Raw genomic sequence first — 18,164 nt, 5'->3', positions numbered from 1 at the left:
CACTGGTGCGGTCGAGAAGACTCGAACTTCCACGGCCTTTCGGCCACAACGACCTCAACGTTGCGCGTCTACCAGTTCCGCCACGACCGCACGTGAAACTCCGTCAGATGGGTACCGACGGCTGGTAAGGCAGCGGCCCCTAGCAACGCGTTTCGGACATTGCAAGCGCTTCCGCGACGCTTTCCTCAACCGGCCGAAATCCCTAAGCCCGCCATCCCATGTGGCTGTCCCCCACCCTTTCCGCCGAGACGCGGCGAATCCTGGCGCTGGCCTGGCCAGTGATGCTGACCAGCCTCAACTGGACGATCCTGCACGTCACCGACGTCGTTGTGGTCGGATGGACCGGTACCGGGCAGGTCGCGGCGCTGGGCGCCAGCCGCGCGCTGACCTTTCCCGGCATCGTGATGGGGCTGGGGGCGCTGACCGGCGTGCTCGTCCATGTCGCGCGCGCCGACGGTGCGAAGGACCTGCGCGGCACCGGCCGGGTGCTGCACCAGGGCGTGCTGCTCGCCCTTGCATTGGGGCTGGTGAGCGCGCTGCTGCTCTTCGCCTTCGCCCGGCCGATGCTGCTGGGGATCGGCGTCGCGCCCGACGTCGCCGTGGGCGCCGCGCAGGTCGTCCGGGTGATGGCGCTCGCCTATCCCTTCCAGCTGCTGATCATCGCCGGCAGCTTCTTCCTGGAAGGCGTGAGCCGGCCGCAGCGGGTGACGGTGGTCAATCTCTCGATCCTGCCGATCAACGCGCTGCTCGCCTGGGCCTTGTCGGGCGGGCATCTCGGCCTGCCGGAGATGGGCGCGACCGGGGCTGCGCTCGCCACCGCCATCGCCTCGGCGCTGGGCGCGGCGGGGATGATCGGCGCGGCCTGGACCCTGCCCCGCGCCCGCCGGCGCGGCGTGCACGACCTCACTGGACTGTTCAGCCGCGAATCGCTGAAGGGCGCGCTCGACCTTGCCCGGTTCGGGCTGGTGCCGGCGATCGCCTCGGGGCTCGAGCTGGTCGGCTTCTCGATCCTGATCGCGCTGTCGACCGAGCTGGGGGACGTGACCGCCCATGCCTTCCAGATCGTCTTTTCGATTCACAACGTCACCTTCTCGGTGGCGCTGGGGCTCGGCTCCGCCGCGGGCGTACGGGTAGGCAATGCCGTAGGCGAGGGCCTGCCCCAGGCCGCGGCACGGCGCACGGTGATCGCCGCCGCGCTCTCGGCGCTGGCCACCGGCTTTCTGGCGATGCTGCTGATCCTGCTGCCCCAGCCCTTTGTCGCGCTGTTCCCTGCGGTGCCGGCGGTCCATGGGCTCGCGCTGGCGATGCTGCCGGTCTGGGCGCCGTTCATCCTGTTCGACGGGATGCAGGTGGTGTTCGTCTATGCGCTGCGCTCGCTGGGTGACCAGGTGGTGGCCGGGTTCAATTCGGTGATCGCCTTCTTCGTCGTCACCGGTGGCACCGGACTGGCGCTGGTCCATCTCGCCGGCATGGGCGCGTTCGGCCTCGTTCTGGCGTCGGGCAGCGGCATGGTGGTCGCCGCGGCACTCCACGGCGCGCGGCTATGGCGGGTCAGCCGGAGATTCCGCTAGCGTCGGTCAGCCGCCGATTTCGGTCGCGAAGCTCAGCCGCGCCGAGCGCGCGCTGCGCGGCGGATCGAGCTGCGCCGAGTTGAAGTCGATCGTCTGCTTCGGCCCCAGCTCGCGCGCCTGCGGCGTCACCCGCCAGCTATAGACCAGCCGGTTCTGCTCGTCCTTGAGCTCGATCCGGATATCGGGGACGTGCTGCTTGTCGGCGGTGGGGTTCGCCACCTTGCCCGAGATGATGAACAGCTCGCTGCCATTGGTCTGCGACTTCAGCTCGACATTCTTGTCGGTGAATACCAGCGGCGTCTCGACCTCGCCGCCCAGCCCGAGCCCGAGCTGCGCAGCCAGGCCGGGCGCGCCCGAATAGAGGATCGCACCGGTGCCGAGCAGCATCGAGAAGCCGGCGACGAACGCAGCCGCGGTCCAGCGCCGCGCCGGGTTCCTGCGCGGCTTGAACGGCGGCTGGGTGGCGAAGGGATCATAGTCCGGCGCGGGTCCCGCAACCGTGGCGCTGATCGAGGCATCGTCGAACACGCGCGGCGCCTCACGCTTCGGCGCCTCCTCACGCTTGGGCGCATCGGTAACCGGCCCGTCGCTCACGGCGGCGCGCGTCGTCAGGTCGAGCGCGGCGACCGGCGCCTGGAACCAGCTATGCTTGCAGCTCGCGCAGCGCACGGTACGGCCATCGGCGCCAATGGCGCTGTCCGGCACCAGATAGCGGGTACGGCACTGGCTGCATTCGAGGATCATCAAGCGTCTCACGACACCGGGCACCCTGTCGCCCGAACGCCATGATTCTAGTCCCATCGATTCGCGGCCACAAGAGTCCGCTTGCCCACTATCCCCAGCTTGTTGGCCAAGGGTGGCGATCGGGACACACACTGGACGCACCGCGCTTGAGCCCGTCAAATCCCTGTGCGATGGCTGGCGCCTGGGAAGCGCCGGGAGCCAGATGGCCAGCATCGTTCAATTCGAGAATGTCGGCCTGCGCTATGGTTCGGGCGACGAGACTCTCTCGGACATCAGCTTCGCGCTGAACACCGGCAGCTTCTATTTCCTCACCGGCCCCTCCGGCGCGGGCAAGACCTCGCTGCTCAAGCTGCTCTACCTCGCCCAGCGGCCGAGCCGCGGCACGGTGCGCCTGTTCGGCGAGGATGCCGGCGCGCTGCCCCGCGCCCGCCTGCCCGGCTTCCGCCGCCGCATCGGCGTGGTGTTCCAGGATTTCCGGCTGGTCCCGCACCTCTCCGCCTATGACAATATCGCGCTGCCGCTGCGCGTCGCCGGCGTGTCGGAGAACGACATCGAGGCGCCGGTGCGCGAGATGCTCGCCTGGGTCGGCCTCACCGATCGCGGCAGGGCCAAGCCGCCGACGCTTTCGGGCGGCGAGCAGCAGCGCATCGCCATCGCCCGCGCCGTGATCGCCCGCCCCGAGCTGCTCGTCGCCGACGAGCCGACCGGCAACGTCGATCCCGACATGGCCGAGCGGCTGCTCCATCTGTTCGACAGCCTCAATCGGCTGGGCACCACCGTGGTGGTGGCGACGCACGACTTCCACCTGCTCAACCGCATCCCCAACGCGCACATGATGCGGCTGGAAAAAGGCCGGCTCAACGATCCCACCGGCGCGCTGCGCAACCCGCCGGGGCGCCAGTCGTGAAGCTGAGCCTCAACCCCAACGCGCCCGATCGCCGCCTGCTCGACGAGAGCCGGCGGACGCGCGCCATGACCTGGATCATGGCGATCATGCTGTTCCTCACCGTGCTCGCCGGCGCGCTGGGCCTGGGCATGTTCGCCGCCACCGCGCAGCTCGACCGTCAGCTCGCCGGGCGGCTGACCATCCAGATCGTCGAGCCCAATGCCGCGGTGCGCGACGGCGAGGCGGCGGCGATCCGCGCCGCGGTCTCGAAGCTGCCCGGCGTGGTCCGCGCGCAGGACGTCGATCGCCAGCGGCTCGCCGAGCTGCTCAAGCCCTGGCTCGGCGATACCGGGCTCGATCCCGATCTGCCGATGCCGGCGATGATCGACGTCGAAACGCGCGGCGGCAACACCACCGCCGTGGAGCAAGCGGCGCGCGCGATCGTGCCCGGCGCGCGGATCGACCGGCATGCCCAGTGGCTCTCGCCGGTGCGCAGCTTCATGACCACGATGAGCTGGCTCGCCGTCGGGCTGATGCTGCTGATCGCCACCGCCACGGCCGCGGTGGTGCTGCTCGCCGCGCGTTCGGGGCTGGACACGCACCGCGACACCATCGATGTGCTCCACATGCTCGGCTCCACCGATGTCCAGATCGCTCGCCTGTTCCAGCGCCGGATCGCGTTCGACACGCTGCTCGGCGGCTTGCTCGGCACCGGCGCGGCGCTGGGGCTCGTCTGGTTCCTGCAGTCGCGCATGGCGCTGGTCGGCTCGGAGATGCTGAGCGGCGTGGCGCTGCAGCAGCGCGACTGGTTCCTGCTGCTGCTCCTGCCGCTGGGCTTCGCACTGCTCGCCACCTTCGCGGCGCGGGGCACCGTGCTGCGCGCGCTGGGCCGCACGCTGTGATCCTGCGCCTGATTGCCCTGGTCGTGATTGCCTGGCTGCTCGGCTTCGCGGCGTTCATGCTGTCGCTCGGCAAGCCGCTCGAAGATCGCAAGACCGATGCGATCGTCGTGCTGACCGGCGGCCCCAAGCGGATCGACCGCGGGCTCGAGGTGCTGCGCGCTGGCGATGCGCAACGCATGCTGGTCAGCGGCGTCGATCCCGATGTCCGCCCCGGCGAGTTCGCCGCCGAGTACAAGATCGACCGCAAGCTGATGCGCTGCTGCGTCGATCTCGGCTGGCAGGCCGTCGATACCCGCTCCAATGCCGAGGAAACGGCGGAATGGGTGCGCGAGCACAAGTACAAGACGGTGCGGCTGGTCACCTCCGACTGGCACATGCCGCGCGCGCGGCTCGAGCTGGCGCATGCGCTGGAGGGCGTCGAGGTGGTCGGCGATCCGGTGCGCAGCCAGCCCGGCTTCGCGATGCTGTTCCGCGAATATCACAAATATCTGGTGCGCCGGATCGCACTGCTGCTCGGCGCCAATTGATGAACCTTCTCCGGACTTTGGTCTTCTCGATCCTGTTCTACGGCGCCTCGGTGCTGCTGGTGCTGCTGGTGCCGCTGGTTGCCTTGCTCGGCGGCGATTCGCTCAGGACCTATGCAATGGCCTGGGTGGCGATGATGAGCTGGCTGGCGCGCTGGATCCTGGGGATCCGGGTGCGGATCGAAGGAACGATCCCCAAGGGGCCGGTGCTGTTCGCCGGCAAGCATGAATCGATCTTCGAGGCGCTTGAGCTCAGCCGGCTATTGGGTTCGCCCGCCACGGTGATGAAGCGCGAACTGGCGCAGATCCCGCTCTGGGGCTGGGCGGCGCGGCGCTACGGCGTGATCATCGTCAACCGCACCGCCAATGCCGCGGCGCTGCGTTCGATGATGAAGGACGCCAAGGCCGCGCTGGCGCAGGGCCGCTCGGTGCTGATCTTCCCCGAAGGCACCCGGGTGAAGCCGGGCGAGGCGCCCGAACTGCGCTCGGGCTTTGCCGGGCTCTATCGGATGCTCGACCTGCCGGTGGTGCCGATCGCGGTGAAGAGCGGCCATGTCTGGACCAAGCACGGCGTGAAGAAACCGGGCATCATCACCTTCCGCTTCCTCGATCCGATCCCGCCGGGCCTGCCCCGCGCCGAGGCCGAAGCCGAAGTCCATGCCGGGATCAACGCGCTGAACGGCTGAGAGCGCGGCGCGTGGCGGCGCCCGCCAAAGTACATGAAGTACACGCCAAGAGCGGATTCGCACCGCCTTGCGTTGACCCAAGCGCCACAAGCCCGCCCATCTCGCAACAATCTTGCGCGAGCGTGATCCTATCTTTCCAACAGCGCCAAAGCGCAGCCGCCAGAAAGCCGGCCGTCCCTATTTGTGGGTGCGTCCGAAGTCCGGTGCGGCGTCGTCCTGACCCTGCTCGATGATCGAGCGGCGGATCGTGCGGGTACGGCTGAACAGCTCGAACAGCTCGTCGCCCTTGCCCCAGCGGATCGCGCGCTGGAGCGCGGTGAGGTCCTCCGAGAAGCGCTGGAGCATGTCGAGCACCGCTTCCTTGTTGGCCAGGAACACGTCGCGCCACATCGTCGGGTCGGACGCGGCGATGCGGGTGAAGTCGCGGAAGCCGCCGGCCGAATATTTGATCACTTCGGACTGGGTGACCTCTTCCATGTCCGACGCCGTGCCGACGATCGTATAGGCGATCAGGTGCGGCAGATGGCTGGTGACGGCGAGGACGCGATCATGATGATCGGGGGCCATGGTCTCGACCTCGGCGCCCAGCCGGCGCCAGAATTCGAGGACGCGTTCGACCGCGACTTCCGCGGTGCCCTCGACCGGGGTGACGATGCACCAGCGGCCATGGAACAGCGAGGCGAAGCCCGCCTCGGGCCCACTATTCTCGGTGCCGGCCACCGGGTGCGCGGGGACGAAGACGGCGCCGGGAAGGGCCGCATGCACGGCCTCGACCACACTTTCCTTGCACGAGCCGACGTCGCTGATGATCGCATCGGCGGGCAGGTCCGCCGCGATGTCCGCTGCCGCCGCGCCCATCGCGCCGACGGGGACGCAGAGGATGACGAGATCGGCATCGATCACCGAGGTGCCCGCGGTGTCGGCGATGTCGTCGCACAACTCGATGCGCACCGCCGTCTCGCGCACCGCCGGATCGGCATCGAAGCCGGTCACGCGGACGCTCGGCATGTGCTGCTTGACCGCGCGCGCGATCGACGAGCCGATCAGGCCCAGGCCGATGATGGTGACGCGCGCGAAGGGCAGCATCAGTCCTCGCCCGCCATGGCACGGAGCGAGGCCATCACGCCGCGCGTCTCGTCCTCGGTGCCGATGGTGATGCGCAGGCCGTGGGGAAGCCCCTGGCCGGGCAGCCAGCGGACGATATAGCCATCGTCCATCAGCCCCTTGTACGCCGCCTCGGCAGTCAGCTGGCCCTCGAACAGCACCAGCACGAAATTGGCCTGGCTCGGCACGGCGCGCAGGCCCTTGTTGCCGAGCTTGGCGATCTCGTCCGAGAACCAGCGGCGCCACTGCGCATTATGCGCCTTGGTGTGATCGACGAAATCGGTGTCGGCCAGCGCGGCGACCGCCGCCGCGGTGCCCGCGATGGTGATCGAGAAGGGCAGGCGGATGCGGTGCATCGCCTCGATGATCGACGCCGAGGCATAGCCCCAGCCGATCCGCTCGGCAGCGAGGCCGTACATCTTGGAGAAGGTGCGCGTCACCAGCACGTTGGGCGCGGTGCGCGCCAGCTCCATGCCGCCGTCATCGTCGTCGCCTTCGATATATTCGGCATAGGCATGGTCGAGCACGAGCAGGATGTCGCTGCGCAGCCCGGCGTGGAGGCGCAGGATCTCCGAGCGCGGCGCATAGGTGCCGGTCGGGTTGTTGGGGTTGGCGACGAAGACGATCTTGGTCTTGTCGGTCACCGAGGCAAGGATCGCATCGACATCGGTCGCGTAATCCTTGTCGGGCGCCACCACGGGAATCGCGCCGACTCGGCGCGTGGCGATCGGGTACACGGTGAAGCCGTAATGGACGTAGATGATCTCGTCGCCCGGCCCCGCGAACGCGCCGGCGGCAAGATGGAGCACTTCGTCCGAGCCGTTGCCATAGATGATGCGGGCGGGATCGAGGTCGTATTTCGCCGCGATCGTCTCGCGCAGCTCGACGGCGCTGGCATCGGGATAGCGCTCAAGGCTGGTCGCGGCGGTGAGAAAGGCCTCGCGCGCCTTGGGCGAGGTGCCGAGCGGGTTCTCGTTGGACGAGAGCTTGGTCACCTTGCGGCCGTCATCGGTGATGGAGCGCCCCGGCACATAGGGGGCGATTTCCATGATCCAGGGCTTGGGAACGGGTGCGGTCATGGCCGCGCGGCTTGGCGGAATGGTTACCGGATGGCAAGGGTCACGCTCTAGTGCTTCATGGTTAAAGGGAGCCACGGAGGGGCAATGCGGGGGAATGCTATCGTCTGGCGCGCACTGGAAGCAGCGCGACGGCGGAATCTGGAAGCCGCGGGACAGGCCCTGCCGGTCCGGGGGGCGAGCGGCGCGACGCGGCGCGGCGTGCTGAAGGCAATGGCGGCGGCACCGCTGGCCGGTGCCCTGCCCCGCCCCGCAATGGCGCGCCCCGCCGGCCGCGTGGCGATCATCGGCGGCGGCATTGCCGGCCTCACCGCGCTCCACCATCTGCGCAGCGCCGGCGTGGATGCGTTCCTCTACGAAGGGCGCAACCGCACCGGCGGGCGGATGTACACCCACAAGTCGGGCGACTGGACGTTCGAAGTGGGCGGGCAGCTGGTCAATACCGACCATTATGACATGCACGCGCTGCTCAAGCGCTTCGACATCGCGCTGCTCGACCGCAAGGGCGAGGCGCACGACACGCTGATCCTGGCGAACGGACGCCTCGTCACCGACGACGAGCTGGCCGAGGCGCTGCGCCCGATCGCCGCGCAGATCGGCAAGGATGCCGACCGGCTCGACCAGGACCAGGCGCGCGTCGCCCCCGACCTCGATCGCATGTCGATCCATGACTATCTCGACAAGCATGCCGCGCTGATCCGCGAGCCCTGGCTGCGCCAGCTGCTCGAGGCGACCAGCCGCACCGAATATGGCGTGGAGCCCGACAAGGCCTCAGCGATCGAGCTGATCTTCAACCTGCCGACGGTGGACGGCGCGCGCGCCGAAGTGCTGGGCGGGGCCGACGAACGCTATGTGATCGAGGGCGGCAGCTCGGCGCTGATCGAGGCGATGACCGCGCATTACAGCGCCCGCATCGCCACCGGCAAACGCCTGCTCCGCGTCGAATCGGGGCTGAAGCTGCATTTCCTCGACGGCTCGGTGGAGGCGGCGGACACGCTGATCGTCGCCGTCCCTGCCCCGCTCACCCGCCAGATCGATTTCCGCGTGCCGCTGCCGGCGCAATGGCGCGCCTTCATCGACGTGATGGAGCTCGGCTTCAACGAGAAGGTCCAGTCGGGCACCAATGCGACACCGTGGCGCGGGCCGATGGGCGTGGGCGGCGAGCTGTGGCAGACCGATGCGGATGCCGGCTGGGCGCTGGGCTGGGACGGGAGCGTCCACCGCAAGGACGGAATCTCGCCGGTGTGGACCTGGTTCCTGGGCGGCGACGAAGTGCTGCGCGCCGAAAGCGAAGCGCCGTCCGCGCTGGCGAAGCGCTTTGCCGCCAGCGCGGCGCCGGCGATCCCGGGGCTGATCGAAGCCGCCACCGGCCCCTTCACCCGCACCAACTGGCACGCCCAGGCGCTGACGCTCGGCGCCTATTGCAACTATGCCCCCGGCCAGCTCACCCGCTTCTCCAAGCTGCTCTGCGTCGAGGACGAGGACGGCAACCAGGTGCCCCATGCCGGGCGGATCTGGTTCGCCGGCGAGCATCTCTCCGATGCCTTCCCCGGCTATATGAACGGAGCGGCGCAGACCGGCCGGATGGCGGCGGGCGCGATCCTGGGGAAGCGGATCGAGGCGAAGGCGGCGTAGTTCCTGTTCCCCGGCGAAAGCCGGGGCCCAGGGCCAAAAGCGACACGGAAGAGAAACCCTGGGCCCCGGCTTTCGCCGGGGAACAGCTATACAGCTGTGTTGCACCGATGCGGCACAGCCCGTAACGAGCCGGATATGTCCGTCGATCCGCGCTTTGGCACTGGCCGTTCGGTGACGCTGCCGGGGCCGCTGCGCCTCGACGGCGGCGTGCTGCTGTCGCCGGTCGACATCGGCTACGAGACCTATGGCACGCTCGCCCCCGATGGCGGCAACGCGATCCTGGTGTGCCACGCGCTGACCGGCGACCAGCATGTCGCCTCCAGCCACCCGCGCACCGGCAAGCCGGGCTGGTGGGCGCGGATGGTCGGACCGGGCAAGCCGATCGATACCGATCGCTATTTCGTGATCTGCTCCAACGTGCTGGGCTCCTGCCTCGGCAGTTCGGGGCCGGCGACGATCAACCCGGCGACGGGCAAGCCCTGGGGCATGAGCTTCCCGGTGATCACCATCCGCGACATGGTGCGCGCCCAGGCGATGCTGCTCGACCATCTCGGCGTCGAGAAGCTCTATGCGGTCATCGGCGGATCGATGGGCGGGATGCAGGCGCTGAGCTGGGCGGCCACCTTTCCCGAGCGCGTTTCCGCCGCGGTCGTCATCGCCAGCGCGGCGCGGCATTCGGCGCAGAACATCGCCTTCCACGAAGTCGGCCGCCAGGCGGTGATGGCCGACCCCAAGTGGAACGGCGGCGACTATTACGAATCGAACGACCCGCCCGTCGCCGGCCTCGCCGTGGCGCGGATGGCTGCGCACATCACCTATCTCTCCGAAGCCGGGCTCACCGCCAAGTTCGGGCGCAAGCTGCAGAGCCGGGAGAGCAAGACCTTCGGCTTCGATGCCGACTTCCAGGTCGAAAGCTATCTGCGCCACCAGGGACTGGCCTTCGTCGACCGGTTCGACGCCAACTCCTATCTCTACATCACCCGGGCGCTCGACTATTTCGACCTGGCCGAGGAGCATGGCGGGCTGCTGGCGGACGCCTTCAAGGGCAAGGACACGCGCTTCTGCGTGGTGAGCTTCGACACCGACTGGCTCTACCCGACGGGCGAATCGCGGACGATCGTCCACGCGCTCAACGCGGCCGGCGCACGCGCGAGCTTCGTCGAGCTGAAATCGCCTTTCGGCCATGACGCCTTCCTGCTCGAGAGCCCCGAACTCGACCGGGTGGTGGGCGGCTTCCTGGAGGCGGGCAAGCCATGAACGACTATCGCATCTCGTTCGACAAGGCCGAGCTCGACATCGACCTGATCCATGCGTTCCTGAGCGGATCCTATTGGGCCAAGGGCATCCCGCGGCACATCGTCGAGACCTCGATCCGGAACAGCTTCTGCGCCGCGGTCTTCGCCAAGGACGAGGAAGGCAAGGACGAGCAGGTGGGCTTCGCCCGGCTGATCACCGATCATGCGACCTTCGCCTATCTCGCCGACGTGTTCGTGCTGCCGGCGCACCGCGGCAAGGGCGTGGCGATGCAGATGCTCGAGGCGGTGCAGGCGCATCCGGAGCTGACCGGCCTGCGGCGCTGGCTGCTGTTCACCCGCGACATGCAGCCGCTCTACGCCAAGCTCGGCTGGACGCAGATCCCGCATCCCGAGCGCTGCATGGAGCGCCACGAGGTGGACCTCTACACGCGATGACGCTGCGCCCGGACCTTGCGGTGATCGCCGCCAATGTCGCGCCGGGCAGCCGCGTGCTCGACGTGGGCTGCGGCGATGGCGCGCTGATGGCGGCGCTGCGTGACACCCGCCAGGTCGATGCGCGCGGGCTCGAGCTCGATGCGGGCGATGTCGCCGCGGCGGTGGGGCGCGGGCTCTCGGTGGTGCAGGGCGACGCCGATACCGATCTGGGCGACTATCCCGATGGCAGCTTCGACTATGCCATCCTCAGCCAGACGCTGCAGACCACCCGCCACCCCGATCTGGTGCTGGAGAACCTGCTGCGCATCGGCAAGCACGCCTTCGTCTCCTTCCCCAATTTCGCGCATTGGCGGGTGCGGGCCTCACTGCTGTTCGGCGGGCGGATGCCGGTGACGCGGCTGCTGCCGATCGCCTGGTACGCCACGCCCAACATCCACCATGTCACCGTCGACGATTTCCGCGCGCTGGTGCGCGAGCGCGGGATCACGATCGAGGGCAGCTGGTTCCTGTCGGGCGACCAACGCTGCGGATCGGCGATGGCGAACCTGTTTGCGGAGCATGCGGTGTTCCTGCTGCGGAGATGAGACGATGCGGACGGTGAAGCGGCTCCATCCGGCCTTTCGCGACGATATCGGCGATCTCGTCACCCGGCGGCCGCTGCCCGGGCCGGCGATCGGCCATGTCGGCGCCTTCCTGTTCCTCAACCATCACGGCCCGCAGACCTATCCGCCGAACAATCGCGGGCTGCCGTTCGGCCCGCATCCGCATCGCGGCTTCGAGACGGTGACCTTCATCCTCGAAGGCGAGCTGGCGCACACCGACAGCGCCGGCCATGCCAGCATCATCCGCGCCGGCGGCATCCAGTGGATGACCGCGGGCAGCGGCATCGTCCATGCCGAGGTCTCGCCCGCCGACTTCAAGCGCGACGGCGGGCCGATGGAAATCCTCCAGCTCTGGATCAACCTGCCTGCCCGGCTGAAGATGACCGCGCCGCGCTATGTCGGCGCGCAGGCCGGGGCGATCCCCGGCGTCACCGCCGACGGCGCCACCGTCCACCTGATATCGGGCGACTTCGGCGGCACCCGCGGCGTGGTCGATTCGCTGACCGGCGTGTTCCTAAGCTGGGTGGAGATCGACGCAGGCGGCAGCGTGACCTTTGACGGGCTCGCGGGCCGCGACGTGTTCCTTTATGGCGCGCGCGGCATGTTCCACGTGGAAGGCACCGCCGTGCCGCATTTCCACCTCGCCGAACTGACGCCGGGCGCGCAGGTGACGATCACTGCGACCGAGCCCGCGCTGTTCCTGTTCGGCCATGCCGCGCCGATCGACGAGCCGATCGTGGCGCACGGCCCTTTCGTGATGAACAGCGAGGCCGAGATCCGCCAGGCCTTCTACGATTACCAGGCCGGCAAGTTCGGCGTGGCGGAGATCGTCGAGGCCTAGGCCACATACTGCCCCTCCCCCCGGCGCTCTCCCCGGAGAGTAGAGGGAGAGGAAAGCGCTAGTTGGCCATGCCCCAGTTCACCGTGACGTTGGTGACCGCGGTGCCCGATTCGGCCATCACCCGCAGCGTGCGCTGGTTGCTCTGGCTGGCGCTGAACGACTTGCCGTCCTCGATGCTGAGCGACAGGCCCAGCGCCATCGCCTGCTGCTTCGACCAGGTGAGCACGCTCGAGGGCGAGGCGAAATCGGTGTAGATCACCGTGCCGCTGCGCCTGCCGGTGACCGAGACATCGCCGCCGGTGCAGCTGATGATCTTGGCTTCCTTGTAGATCGGCACCCAGTCCGGCTTGTCGTTGCAGGTGCCGGCGGCGACTGCGGCCGGCGTGCCCTTCGAAGTTGCCTCGATCACGTTCTGCGCGGCGGGATCGCTGGTCGTCTTCGGCCCGCCACAGGCCGTGACCAGCAGCAATATCGATAGTCCGGCAGCGCGCATCATCTTCCCCTCAGTCGCGGAGCAACGTCCATGCGCCCGATTCCAGCGTGGCCGGGTCGCTCCAGTTGAACGCACGAACCAGCTTTCCGGCCCGCAGCGTCACGCCCTTTTCGCTGGCGCTCCAGCTGCCCTTGGCAAAGGGTGCCGGGCAGCCGGGGCCGATCGTCGTGCCCCTGGCGGCAAGCTTCACATGGCAGAGCGTCCTGCCGCCCTTGATCAGCGACCAGCTGGCCTGGGCGCGCTGGCCTGGCGTCAGCGGCGGCGGCTGATCGAGCTTGACGAAATCCCAGCTGCGCCCCCCGATATGGAGCGTGAGCCCGGCTTCGTCCTCGCTGACGGTGGCGACGGTCTTGCGAATCGGATCGCGAAGGACGAAGCCGCCGCGATCGTCATCCTGCCAGCGCGATGCGTCGCGGAGCGGCGCCAGCACGCCGACACAGCCCGACAGCGTCTCGATCTCGCCGCCGACATCGGGAACCTGGGAGAGGCGGACGGTGCAGAGCGTCTTGCCGGCGGTATCGCGCACCGCATAGCGGCCGAGCGATTCCACCGATTGCGGGGCCCCGGCGAGCGCCAGGGCCAGAGCCAACCATGCCATCGCGCCTCCTTAGGGGAGATCAGAAGGGAACGTCGTCGTCCAGATCGTCGGGGAAGCCGCCCCCGAAATTGCCGCTGCCGCCACCGCTGCCACCACCCGAGCGCTGGCCGCCGCTGTTGAAATTGCCGCCGCCGCGGCTCGACGACTGGCCGGCGAACTCGTCGCCGCCGCCGGCACCCCAATCGTCCCCGCCCGAGGAACGCCCGCCGCCAAAGCCGCCACCACCAGCGCCGCCGCCACCGGCCGGCGCACCGTCGAGCATGGTGAGCACCGAGTTGAAGCCCTGGAGCACGATCTCGGTCGAATAGCGGTCCTGGCCCTGCTGATCCTGCCACTTGCGGGTGGTCAGCGCGCCTTCGATATAGACCTTGCTGCCCTTGCGCAGATAGCGCTCGGCAACGTTGGCGAGGCCTTCGTTGAAGACCTTGACCGTGTGCCACTCGGTCTTTTCCTTGCGCTCGCCCGAGTTGCGGTCCTTCCAGCTTTCGGACGTGGCGATGCGCAGCTCGACGACCTTGCCGCCGTTCTGGAAGCTGCGGCTCTCGGGGTCGCGCCCGAGATTGCCCACCAGGATCACTTTGTTGACGCTGCCCGCCATGGAAACTCCGCTTCGAAATCTGTAGATGCCTTGGCCAAGGATATGGCCGAGATCATCAACCTGAACAAGGCGCGCAAGGCGAAGGCACAGGCCGACAAGGCAGTTCGTGCACAGGAAAATCGCGCGCGCTTCGGCCAGACCAAGGCTGAGAAGCAGGCCGAGGCGGCCGAAAAGGCGCGGATCGCCAAGACGCTGGACGACGCGAAGCGCGACTGAGGCTCCGGCTGTGCGCAACTTCCGCCGTCACCCTGACCTCGTTTCAGCATGACGAAATAGAACGGGGAGGTCGGTACGCTACAGCCCCAGCGCCACCGCGCCCCAATAGGTGAGCCCCGCTGCGACATAGGCGAGCGCGAAGAGATAGCCGATCATGAACATCGGCCATTTCCAGCCATTGGTCTCGCGCCGCGTCACTGCGATCGTCGAGATGCATTGCGGCGCGAAGACGAACCACATCAGGAAGGCGAGCGCAGTCGGAAGCGTCCAGCGGGCGCGCAGATTCTCGGTGATCGTCGCCTCGCCGCGGGCATCCTCGGGATTGTCGACCGCATAGACGGTACCGATCGCCGCCACCGCCGCCTCGCGTGCCGCCATCGCCGGGAGCAGCGCCAGCGCGATATCGTGGTTGAAGCCGATCGGCCGGACCACGACTTCGATCCCGCTCGCGATGCGGCCGGCGACCGAATATTCGCTCTGCTTCTGCCCGGCAGGCGCCTGGGGGAAGGTGGCGAGCAGCCAGAGCACCGCGACGGTGACTGCGATGGTGGTGCCGGCACGCTTGAGGAAGATCAGCGCGCGCTGCCACAGGCCGAGCAGCACGTCGGCGAGGCGCGGCAGCTGGTATTTGGGCATCTCCATCATGAAGCCCGAAGTCGCGCCCTTGGTCACGGTGCGGCGGAGCAGCAGCGCCGCGCAGAAGGCGCCGACGATGCCGAGCAGATAGAGGCCGAACAGCACCAGTCCCTGCAGCCCGATGCCGGGCAGGATCGCGCGATCGGGGATCAGCGCGCCGATGATGATCGCATAGACAGGCAGGCGCGCCGAGCAGGTCATCAGCGGGGCGATCAGGATGGTGGTGAGCCGGTCCTTCTCGTCGGCGATGGTGCGCGTGGCCATGATGCCGGGCACGGCGCAGGCGAAGCTCGAAAGCAGGGGGATGAAGGCGCGGCCCGACAGGCCGACACTGGCCATCACCCGATCCATGAGCATCGCGGCGCGGACCATGTAGCCGGTTGCCTCGAGCACCAGGATGAAGGCGAACAGGATCAGGATCTGCGGCAGGAAGACGACGACCGCGCCGACGCCGGCAATCAGGCCCTGGACGAGGAAATCGCGGACGAATCCGTCGGGCAGCGCGCCGCTGACCACCCCTTCGATCCAGGCCATGCCCGCTTCGATCCAGCCCATCGGCGCCTCGGCCCAGGCGAAGACCGACTGGAACATCAGGAACATCAGCGCGAGCAGGATGATCGGCCCGGCGACCGGATGGAGCACGATCGCGTCGATCCGGTGCGTCCAGCGGCGCGCCGCGGTTTCCGAGACGGTGACCGCGGTGGCGATCTGGCGGGCACGGCGCTGGAGGACGACGATGTCGTGCTGGACGCCCTGGCCTTCGCGCAGCCTGGGGGCGCTCTTGATGACTTCGGCGAGGCGATCCTTGAGCGCATCGAGCCCGCGCTTGCGCACCGCGACGGTGGCGACCACCGGCACGCCGAGCTCGCGCTCGAGCGCCTGCGGATCGAGGACCAGCCCGTCGCGCTCGGCCATGTCGACCATGTTGAGCGCCACCACCACGGGCAGGCCCAGCGCGATCAGCTGGAGCGTGAAGCGCAGGTGATTGTCGAGATTGGTGGCATCGACGACGACGATGATCCCGTCGGGCAGCCGCTCGCCTTCCTGCTTGCCGAACAGCACGTCGCGCGTCACCGCCTCGTCGGGCGAGGAGGGATCGAGGCTGTAGGTGCCGGGCAGATCGAGCAGTTCGACCGGCCGGCCATCGGGCAGCGACAGGCGGCCGGCATGGCGCTCGACCGTGACGCCGGGATAGTTGCCGACCTTTTGCCGCGCGCCGGTGAGCGCGTTGAACAGCGCGCTCTTGCCGGCATTGGGATTGCCGACCAGCGCAACCAGCGGAGCCGCGTTCATGCCCCGGGACTGACCTGGATCGCCGCAGCGACATGGCGGCGCAGCGCCACGATCATCCGGCCGATGCGGCAGGCGATCGGCCCGCCGCCGAGCAGGCCCGACTTGTGGAGCAGCTCGACCTCGACGCCCTCGTCCAGCCCCAGCTCGCGCAGGCGGCGCCCCTCGGGCTCGCTCAGCTTGCTCCAGTCGACGCTGGCAACGGCGCCGGGCTTGTGGCGGGGCAGGCTGGCAAGCGGAACGGGCACGGGAATCGCGGCAGGGGCATTCATGATGCGAGTCATTATCAATTGGGGGCGGGGTGCGCCAGTGGGATATCTCCCGCGCCTCTCCATCATCCCATTCGTCACCCCGGACTTGTCCGGGCGCTACCGGGAGGCAGGTCCTGGACAGGCGGCGAGAGCGCTCTGCGTGCGGCGCAGTGGACCCCGGCACAAGGCCGGGGGACGGCTATGGCCGGCAAGTCCCTGCCTAGACCGCCGGGTAGCGTAGCCGGCCGATGAAGCGCGACAGGCTGAAGCGATGCTCGGGCGGGGTCAGCCACTTCGCCTTGGCGCGCTCGAACTGCATGATGTTCTCGATCCGGCGGGCGAGGAAGGCGCGCGTATCGGCATGGCCCTCGCTCTCGTCATCGAGGAACACCGCGATCGTCGCGGCATAGACGGCGCCGAGCGTCATGCGCTTGCTGTAATGATTGTAGTCGGTCGCGGTATCGCCGGCGGCGCGCCACATCGCATCGGCGGCGCGCCAGCCGAGCCGGGCGGCGCGCGCGGCATTCTGCGGCATGGCGAGGATCGCCAGCGCGCGGCGCAGCGCCTCGCGGTGCGGTGCCGCCAGTTCGAGCCGCGCCTCGACCAGCGCGGTGATGCGGGCGCGGATCTTCATCGCGGCGAGCTGCTCGGGCGCGAAGCGGGCGAGCATCGCGGCGTCGATATGCGCGAACCAGGCGTCGATCATCGCGACCGGGCCATCGGTGAAGGCGAGACGGGCGACGTCATGATCGACGCCAAGCGCATCCGCCGCCGCATCGACGGCGCGCACGGTCCAGCCGTCGAACGCCGCATTGGCCGCCACCTGCGGCGCCAGCGCCGCGCGGAGTTCGTCGAGAGTCGCGTCCTTCAGGTCCATCATGCCGATTTAGACCCATCCGCCTCGGGCGCAACCCGCGGGCCGCCGCTACGCACGAGCACCAGCGCGATCGCCACCAGCACCGCGCCGATAAAGTCCGCCAGGCCGAGCCGCTCGCCATAGACGATCCAGCCGACCGTGCCCGCGATGATCGGCTGGGTGAGCAATGCGATGCCCATGATCAGCGGCGAGAGATGCCCGATCGCGTAGATCATCATCCCCTGCCCCACCACTTGGCTGGCGAGCGCGAGGCCGAACAGCGCGCCCCAATGGCCGGGCCAGACCTGCTCGCCGAGCAGCAGCGCGGCGAGCAGCAGCGGCGGCGCGCTGGCCAGGGTGGAGAGCGCCAGCGCCGGCAGCGGCGCCATCGCCGCGCGGACCTTGCTCATCAGCACGAAATAGACGGTGTAGAGCGTGCCGGCGAGCAGGCAGAGCAGGTCGCCGAGCAGGTGATCGGGCGAAAGCTGGTACGAGCGGCCGAGCAGCAGCACCGCGCCGGCCGCGGCGAGCGCGAGCGCGATGCCCTGGGTCCGCGTGGGCCAGACGCGCGCGGCGAGGAAGCCGTAGATCGGGAACATCAAGGTCGCCGAATTGCCGAACAGCGTGGCGTTGGCGAGCGTGGTCTGGAGGATACCGACATGCCAGCTCGCCAGATCGGCGGCGAAGGCGATGCCGCCGAGCAGGATCGCCAGCCCCATGCCCCGCGCCGGCGCGAAGGGCCGCTTCTGCGCGGCAAAGGCAAGCGCCACCAGGAGCGGCGCGGCGAGCGCGATCCGCCAGAAGCCTGCCGCCACCGGCCCGACATCGCTTAGCCGCACGAACCAGGGTCCGAAGGCGAGCGCGAGATTGCCGATCAGCAGCGCGACGATCGGCAACGCATTGGCGTTTTGCGGCGGCGAAGCTTTTCTTGGGGAGGCCGGAACGTGCATGCGGCCCCTTAGCC

The 18,164-nt window shown here is 68.7% G+C and carries 21 protein-coding genes and 1 tRNA gene; 11 read left to right on the top strand and 11 right to left on the bottom strand.

The window, feature by feature from the left end:
• Positions 1 to 3 precede the first annotated feature (3 nt).
• A tRNA-Leu gene (locus P6144_RS08665) sits at positions 4 to 90 on the bottom strand.
• A 128-nt stretch (positions 91 to 218) separates the two neighbouring features.
• Between P6144_RS08665 and P6144_RS08660 the strand changes: the two genes are divergently transcribed.
• Positions 219 to 1,571, top strand: a complete 1,353-nt coding sequence (locus P6144_RS08660; RefSeq protein WP_277767333.1) for an MATE family efflux transporter — start codon at positions 219 to 221, stop codon at positions 1,569 to 1,571.
• A 6-nt stretch (positions 1,572 to 1,577) separates the two neighbouring features.
• Here P6144_RS08660 and P6144_RS08655 read toward each other — a convergent pair whose 3' ends face one another.
• Positions 1,578 to 2,315 carry an MJ0042-type zinc finger domain-containing protein gene (locus tag P6144_RS08655; RefSeq protein WP_277767332.1) on the bottom strand — a complete coding sequence of 246 codons (738 nt, stop codon included), beginning with the start codon at positions 2,313 to 2,315 and terminating at the stop codon, positions 1,578 to 1,580.
• A gap of 202 nt (positions 2,316 to 2,517) precedes the next feature.
• Between P6144_RS08655 and ftsE the strand changes: the two genes are divergently transcribed.
• Genes ftsE through P6144_RS08635 form a run of 4 tightly spaced genes read left to right on the top strand, consistent with a single transcriptional unit; the run spans position 2,518 to position 5,313 of the window.
• Positions 2,518 to 3,222 (top strand): cell division ATP-binding protein FtsE, encoded by a 705-nt coding sequence (ftsE, locus tag P6144_RS08650; protein ID WP_277767331.1) that lies wholly within the window; start codon positions 2,518 to 2,520, stop codon positions 3,220 to 3,222.
• A complete protein-coding gene (locus P6144_RS08645; RefSeq protein WP_277767330.1) occupies positions 3,219 to 4,103 on the top strand; it encodes an FtsX-like permease family protein in 885 nt (294 codons plus the stop codon). The genes ftsE and P6144_RS08645 overlap by 4 nt, the downstream gene beginning before the upstream one ends.
• Positions 4,100 to 4,630, top strand: a complete 531-nt coding sequence (locus P6144_RS08640; RefSeq protein ID WP_277767329.1) for a YdcF family protein — start codon at positions 4,100 to 4,102, stop codon at positions 4,628 to 4,630. Before P6144_RS08645 ends, P6144_RS08640 begins: the two co-directional genes overlap by 4 nt.
• The gene (locus tag P6144_RS08635; RefSeq protein WP_277767328.1) at positions 4,630 to 5,313 is read left to right on the top strand and encodes a lysophospholipid acyltransferase family protein; all 684 of its coding nucleotides are present in this window, start codon (positions 4,630 to 4,632) and stop codon (positions 5,311 to 5,313) included. Before P6144_RS08640 ends, P6144_RS08635 begins: the two co-directional genes overlap by 1 nt.
• 177 nt (positions 5,314 to 5,490) lie before the next feature.
• Here P6144_RS08635 and P6144_RS08630 read toward each other — a convergent pair whose 3' ends face one another.
• Positions 5,491 to 6,399: a prephenate/arogenate dehydrogenase family protein gene (locus tag P6144_RS08630; RefSeq protein WP_277767327.1), complete on the bottom strand. Its 909-nt coding sequence runs from the start codon at positions 6,397 to 6,399 to the stop codon at positions 5,491 to 5,493.
• The gene (gene hisC / locus P6144_RS08625; RefSeq protein WP_277767326.1) at positions 6,399 to 7,496 is read right to left on the bottom strand and encodes a histidinol-phosphate transaminase; all 1,098 of its coding nucleotides are present in this window, start codon (positions 7,494 to 7,496) and stop codon (positions 6,399 to 6,401) included. Before hisC ends, P6144_RS08630 begins: the two co-directional genes overlap by 1 nt.
• 84 nt (positions 7,497 to 7,580) lie before the next feature.
• Here hisC and P6144_RS08620 point away from each other — a divergent pair, with 84 nt between their 5' ends.
• The 5 genes from P6144_RS08620 to P6144_RS08600 all read left to right on the top strand — a co-directional run bounded on the left by P6144_RS08620 (position 7,581) and on the right by P6144_RS08600 (position 12,262).
• Entirely contained in the window at positions 7,581 to 9,128 is a 1,548-nt protein-coding gene (locus P6144_RS08620; RefSeq protein WP_277767325.1) for an NAD(P)/FAD-dependent oxidoreductase, read from the top strand.
• A 135-nt stretch (positions 9,129 to 9,263) separates the two neighbouring features.
• Positions 9,264 to 10,385 (top strand): homoserine O-acetyltransferase, encoded by a 1,122-nt coding sequence (locus P6144_RS08615; RefSeq protein ID WP_277767324.1) that lies wholly within the window; start codon positions 9,264 to 9,266, stop codon positions 10,383 to 10,385.
• Positions 10,382 to 10,819 carry a GNAT family N-acetyltransferase gene (locus P6144_RS08610; RefSeq protein WP_277767323.1) on the top strand — a complete coding sequence of 146 codons (438 nt, stop codon included), beginning with the start codon at positions 10,382 to 10,384 and terminating at the stop codon, positions 10,817 to 10,819. The genes P6144_RS08615 and P6144_RS08610 overlap by 4 nt, the downstream gene beginning before the upstream one ends.
• Complete coding sequence (metW, locus tag P6144_RS08605; protein WP_277767322.1) at positions 10,816 to 11,403, top strand: methionine biosynthesis protein MetW; 588 nt, start codon at positions 10,816 to 10,818, stop codon at positions 11,401 to 11,403. Before P6144_RS08610 ends, metW begins: the two co-directional genes overlap by 4 nt.
• 4 nt (positions 11,404 to 11,407) lie before the next feature.
• Complete coding sequence (locus P6144_RS08600) at positions 11,408 to 12,262, top strand: pirin family protein (protein ID WP_277767321.1); 855 nt, start codon at positions 11,408 to 11,410, stop codon at positions 12,260 to 12,262.
• A 58-nt stretch (positions 12,263 to 12,320) separates the two neighbouring features.
• On the opposite strand, the gene P6144_RS08595 is transcribed toward P6144_RS08600, so the two are convergent.
• Genes P6144_RS08595 through ssb form a run of 3 tightly spaced genes read right to left on the bottom strand, consistent with a single transcriptional unit; the run spans position 12,321 to position 13,951 of the window.
• Positions 12,321 to 12,758 carry a hypothetical protein gene (locus P6144_RS08595; protein WP_277767320.1) on the bottom strand — a complete coding sequence of 146 codons (438 nt, stop codon included), beginning with the start codon at positions 12,756 to 12,758 and terminating at the stop codon, positions 12,321 to 12,323.
• Positions 12,759 to 12,765: 7 nt separating this feature from the next.
• Entirely contained in the window at positions 12,766 to 13,353 is a 588-nt protein-coding gene (locus tag P6144_RS08590) for a hypothetical protein (protein ID WP_277767319.1), read from the bottom strand.
• 19 nt (positions 13,354 to 13,372) lie between these two features.
• Positions 13,373 to 13,951 (bottom strand): single-stranded DNA-binding protein, encoded by a 579-nt coding sequence (gene ssb / locus P6144_RS08585; RefSeq protein WP_277767318.1) that lies wholly within the window; start codon positions 13,949 to 13,951, stop codon positions 13,373 to 13,375.
• A 42-nt stretch (positions 13,952 to 13,993) separates the two neighbouring features.
• Between ssb and P6144_RS08580 the strand changes: the two genes are divergently transcribed.
• Positions 13,994 to 14,167: a DUF4169 family protein gene (locus P6144_RS08580; protein ID WP_277767317.1), complete on the top strand. Its 174-nt coding sequence runs from the start codon at positions 13,994 to 13,996 to the stop codon at positions 14,165 to 14,167.
• A gap of 78 nt (positions 14,168 to 14,245) precedes the next feature.
• Here P6144_RS08580 and P6144_RS08575 read toward each other — a convergent pair whose 3' ends face one another.
• From P6144_RS08575 to P6144_RS08560, 4 genes are all read right to left on the bottom strand, one after another.
• Positions 14,246 to 16,096, bottom strand: a complete 1,851-nt coding sequence (locus P6144_RS08575; protein ID WP_277767316.1) for a ferrous iron transporter B — start codon at positions 16,094 to 16,096, stop codon at positions 14,246 to 14,248.
• Positions 16,093 to 16,365, bottom strand: a complete 273-nt coding sequence (locus P6144_RS08570) for a FeoA family protein (protein WP_277767426.1) — start codon at positions 16,363 to 16,365, stop codon at positions 16,093 to 16,095. Before P6144_RS08570 ends, P6144_RS08575 begins: the two co-directional genes overlap by 4 nt.
• 199 nt (positions 16,366 to 16,564) lie before the next feature.
• The gene (locus tag P6144_RS08565) at positions 16,565 to 17,221 is read right to left on the bottom strand and encodes a COQ9 family protein (protein ID WP_277767425.1); all 657 of its coding nucleotides are present in this window, start codon (positions 17,219 to 17,221) and stop codon (positions 16,565 to 16,567) included.
• Positions 17,221 to 18,150, bottom strand: coding sequence for a DMT family transporter (locus P6144_RS08560; protein WP_277767315.1), 930 nt, complete (start codon positions 18,148 to 18,150; stop codon positions 17,221 to 17,223). Before P6144_RS08560 ends, P6144_RS08565 begins: the two co-directional genes overlap by 1 nt.
• Between the last annotated feature and the right edge of the window lie 14 nt (positions 18,151 to 18,164).

The sequence above is a fragment of the Sphingomonas sp. HITSZ_GF genome, assembly GCF_029543155.1.
Classification (GTDB): domain Bacteria; phylum Pseudomonadota; class Alphaproteobacteria; order Sphingomonadales; family Sphingomonadaceae; genus Sphingomonas.
Note: the sequence above shows the minus strand (reverse complement) of the source record. Positions and strands in the feature narration are given on the sequence as shown.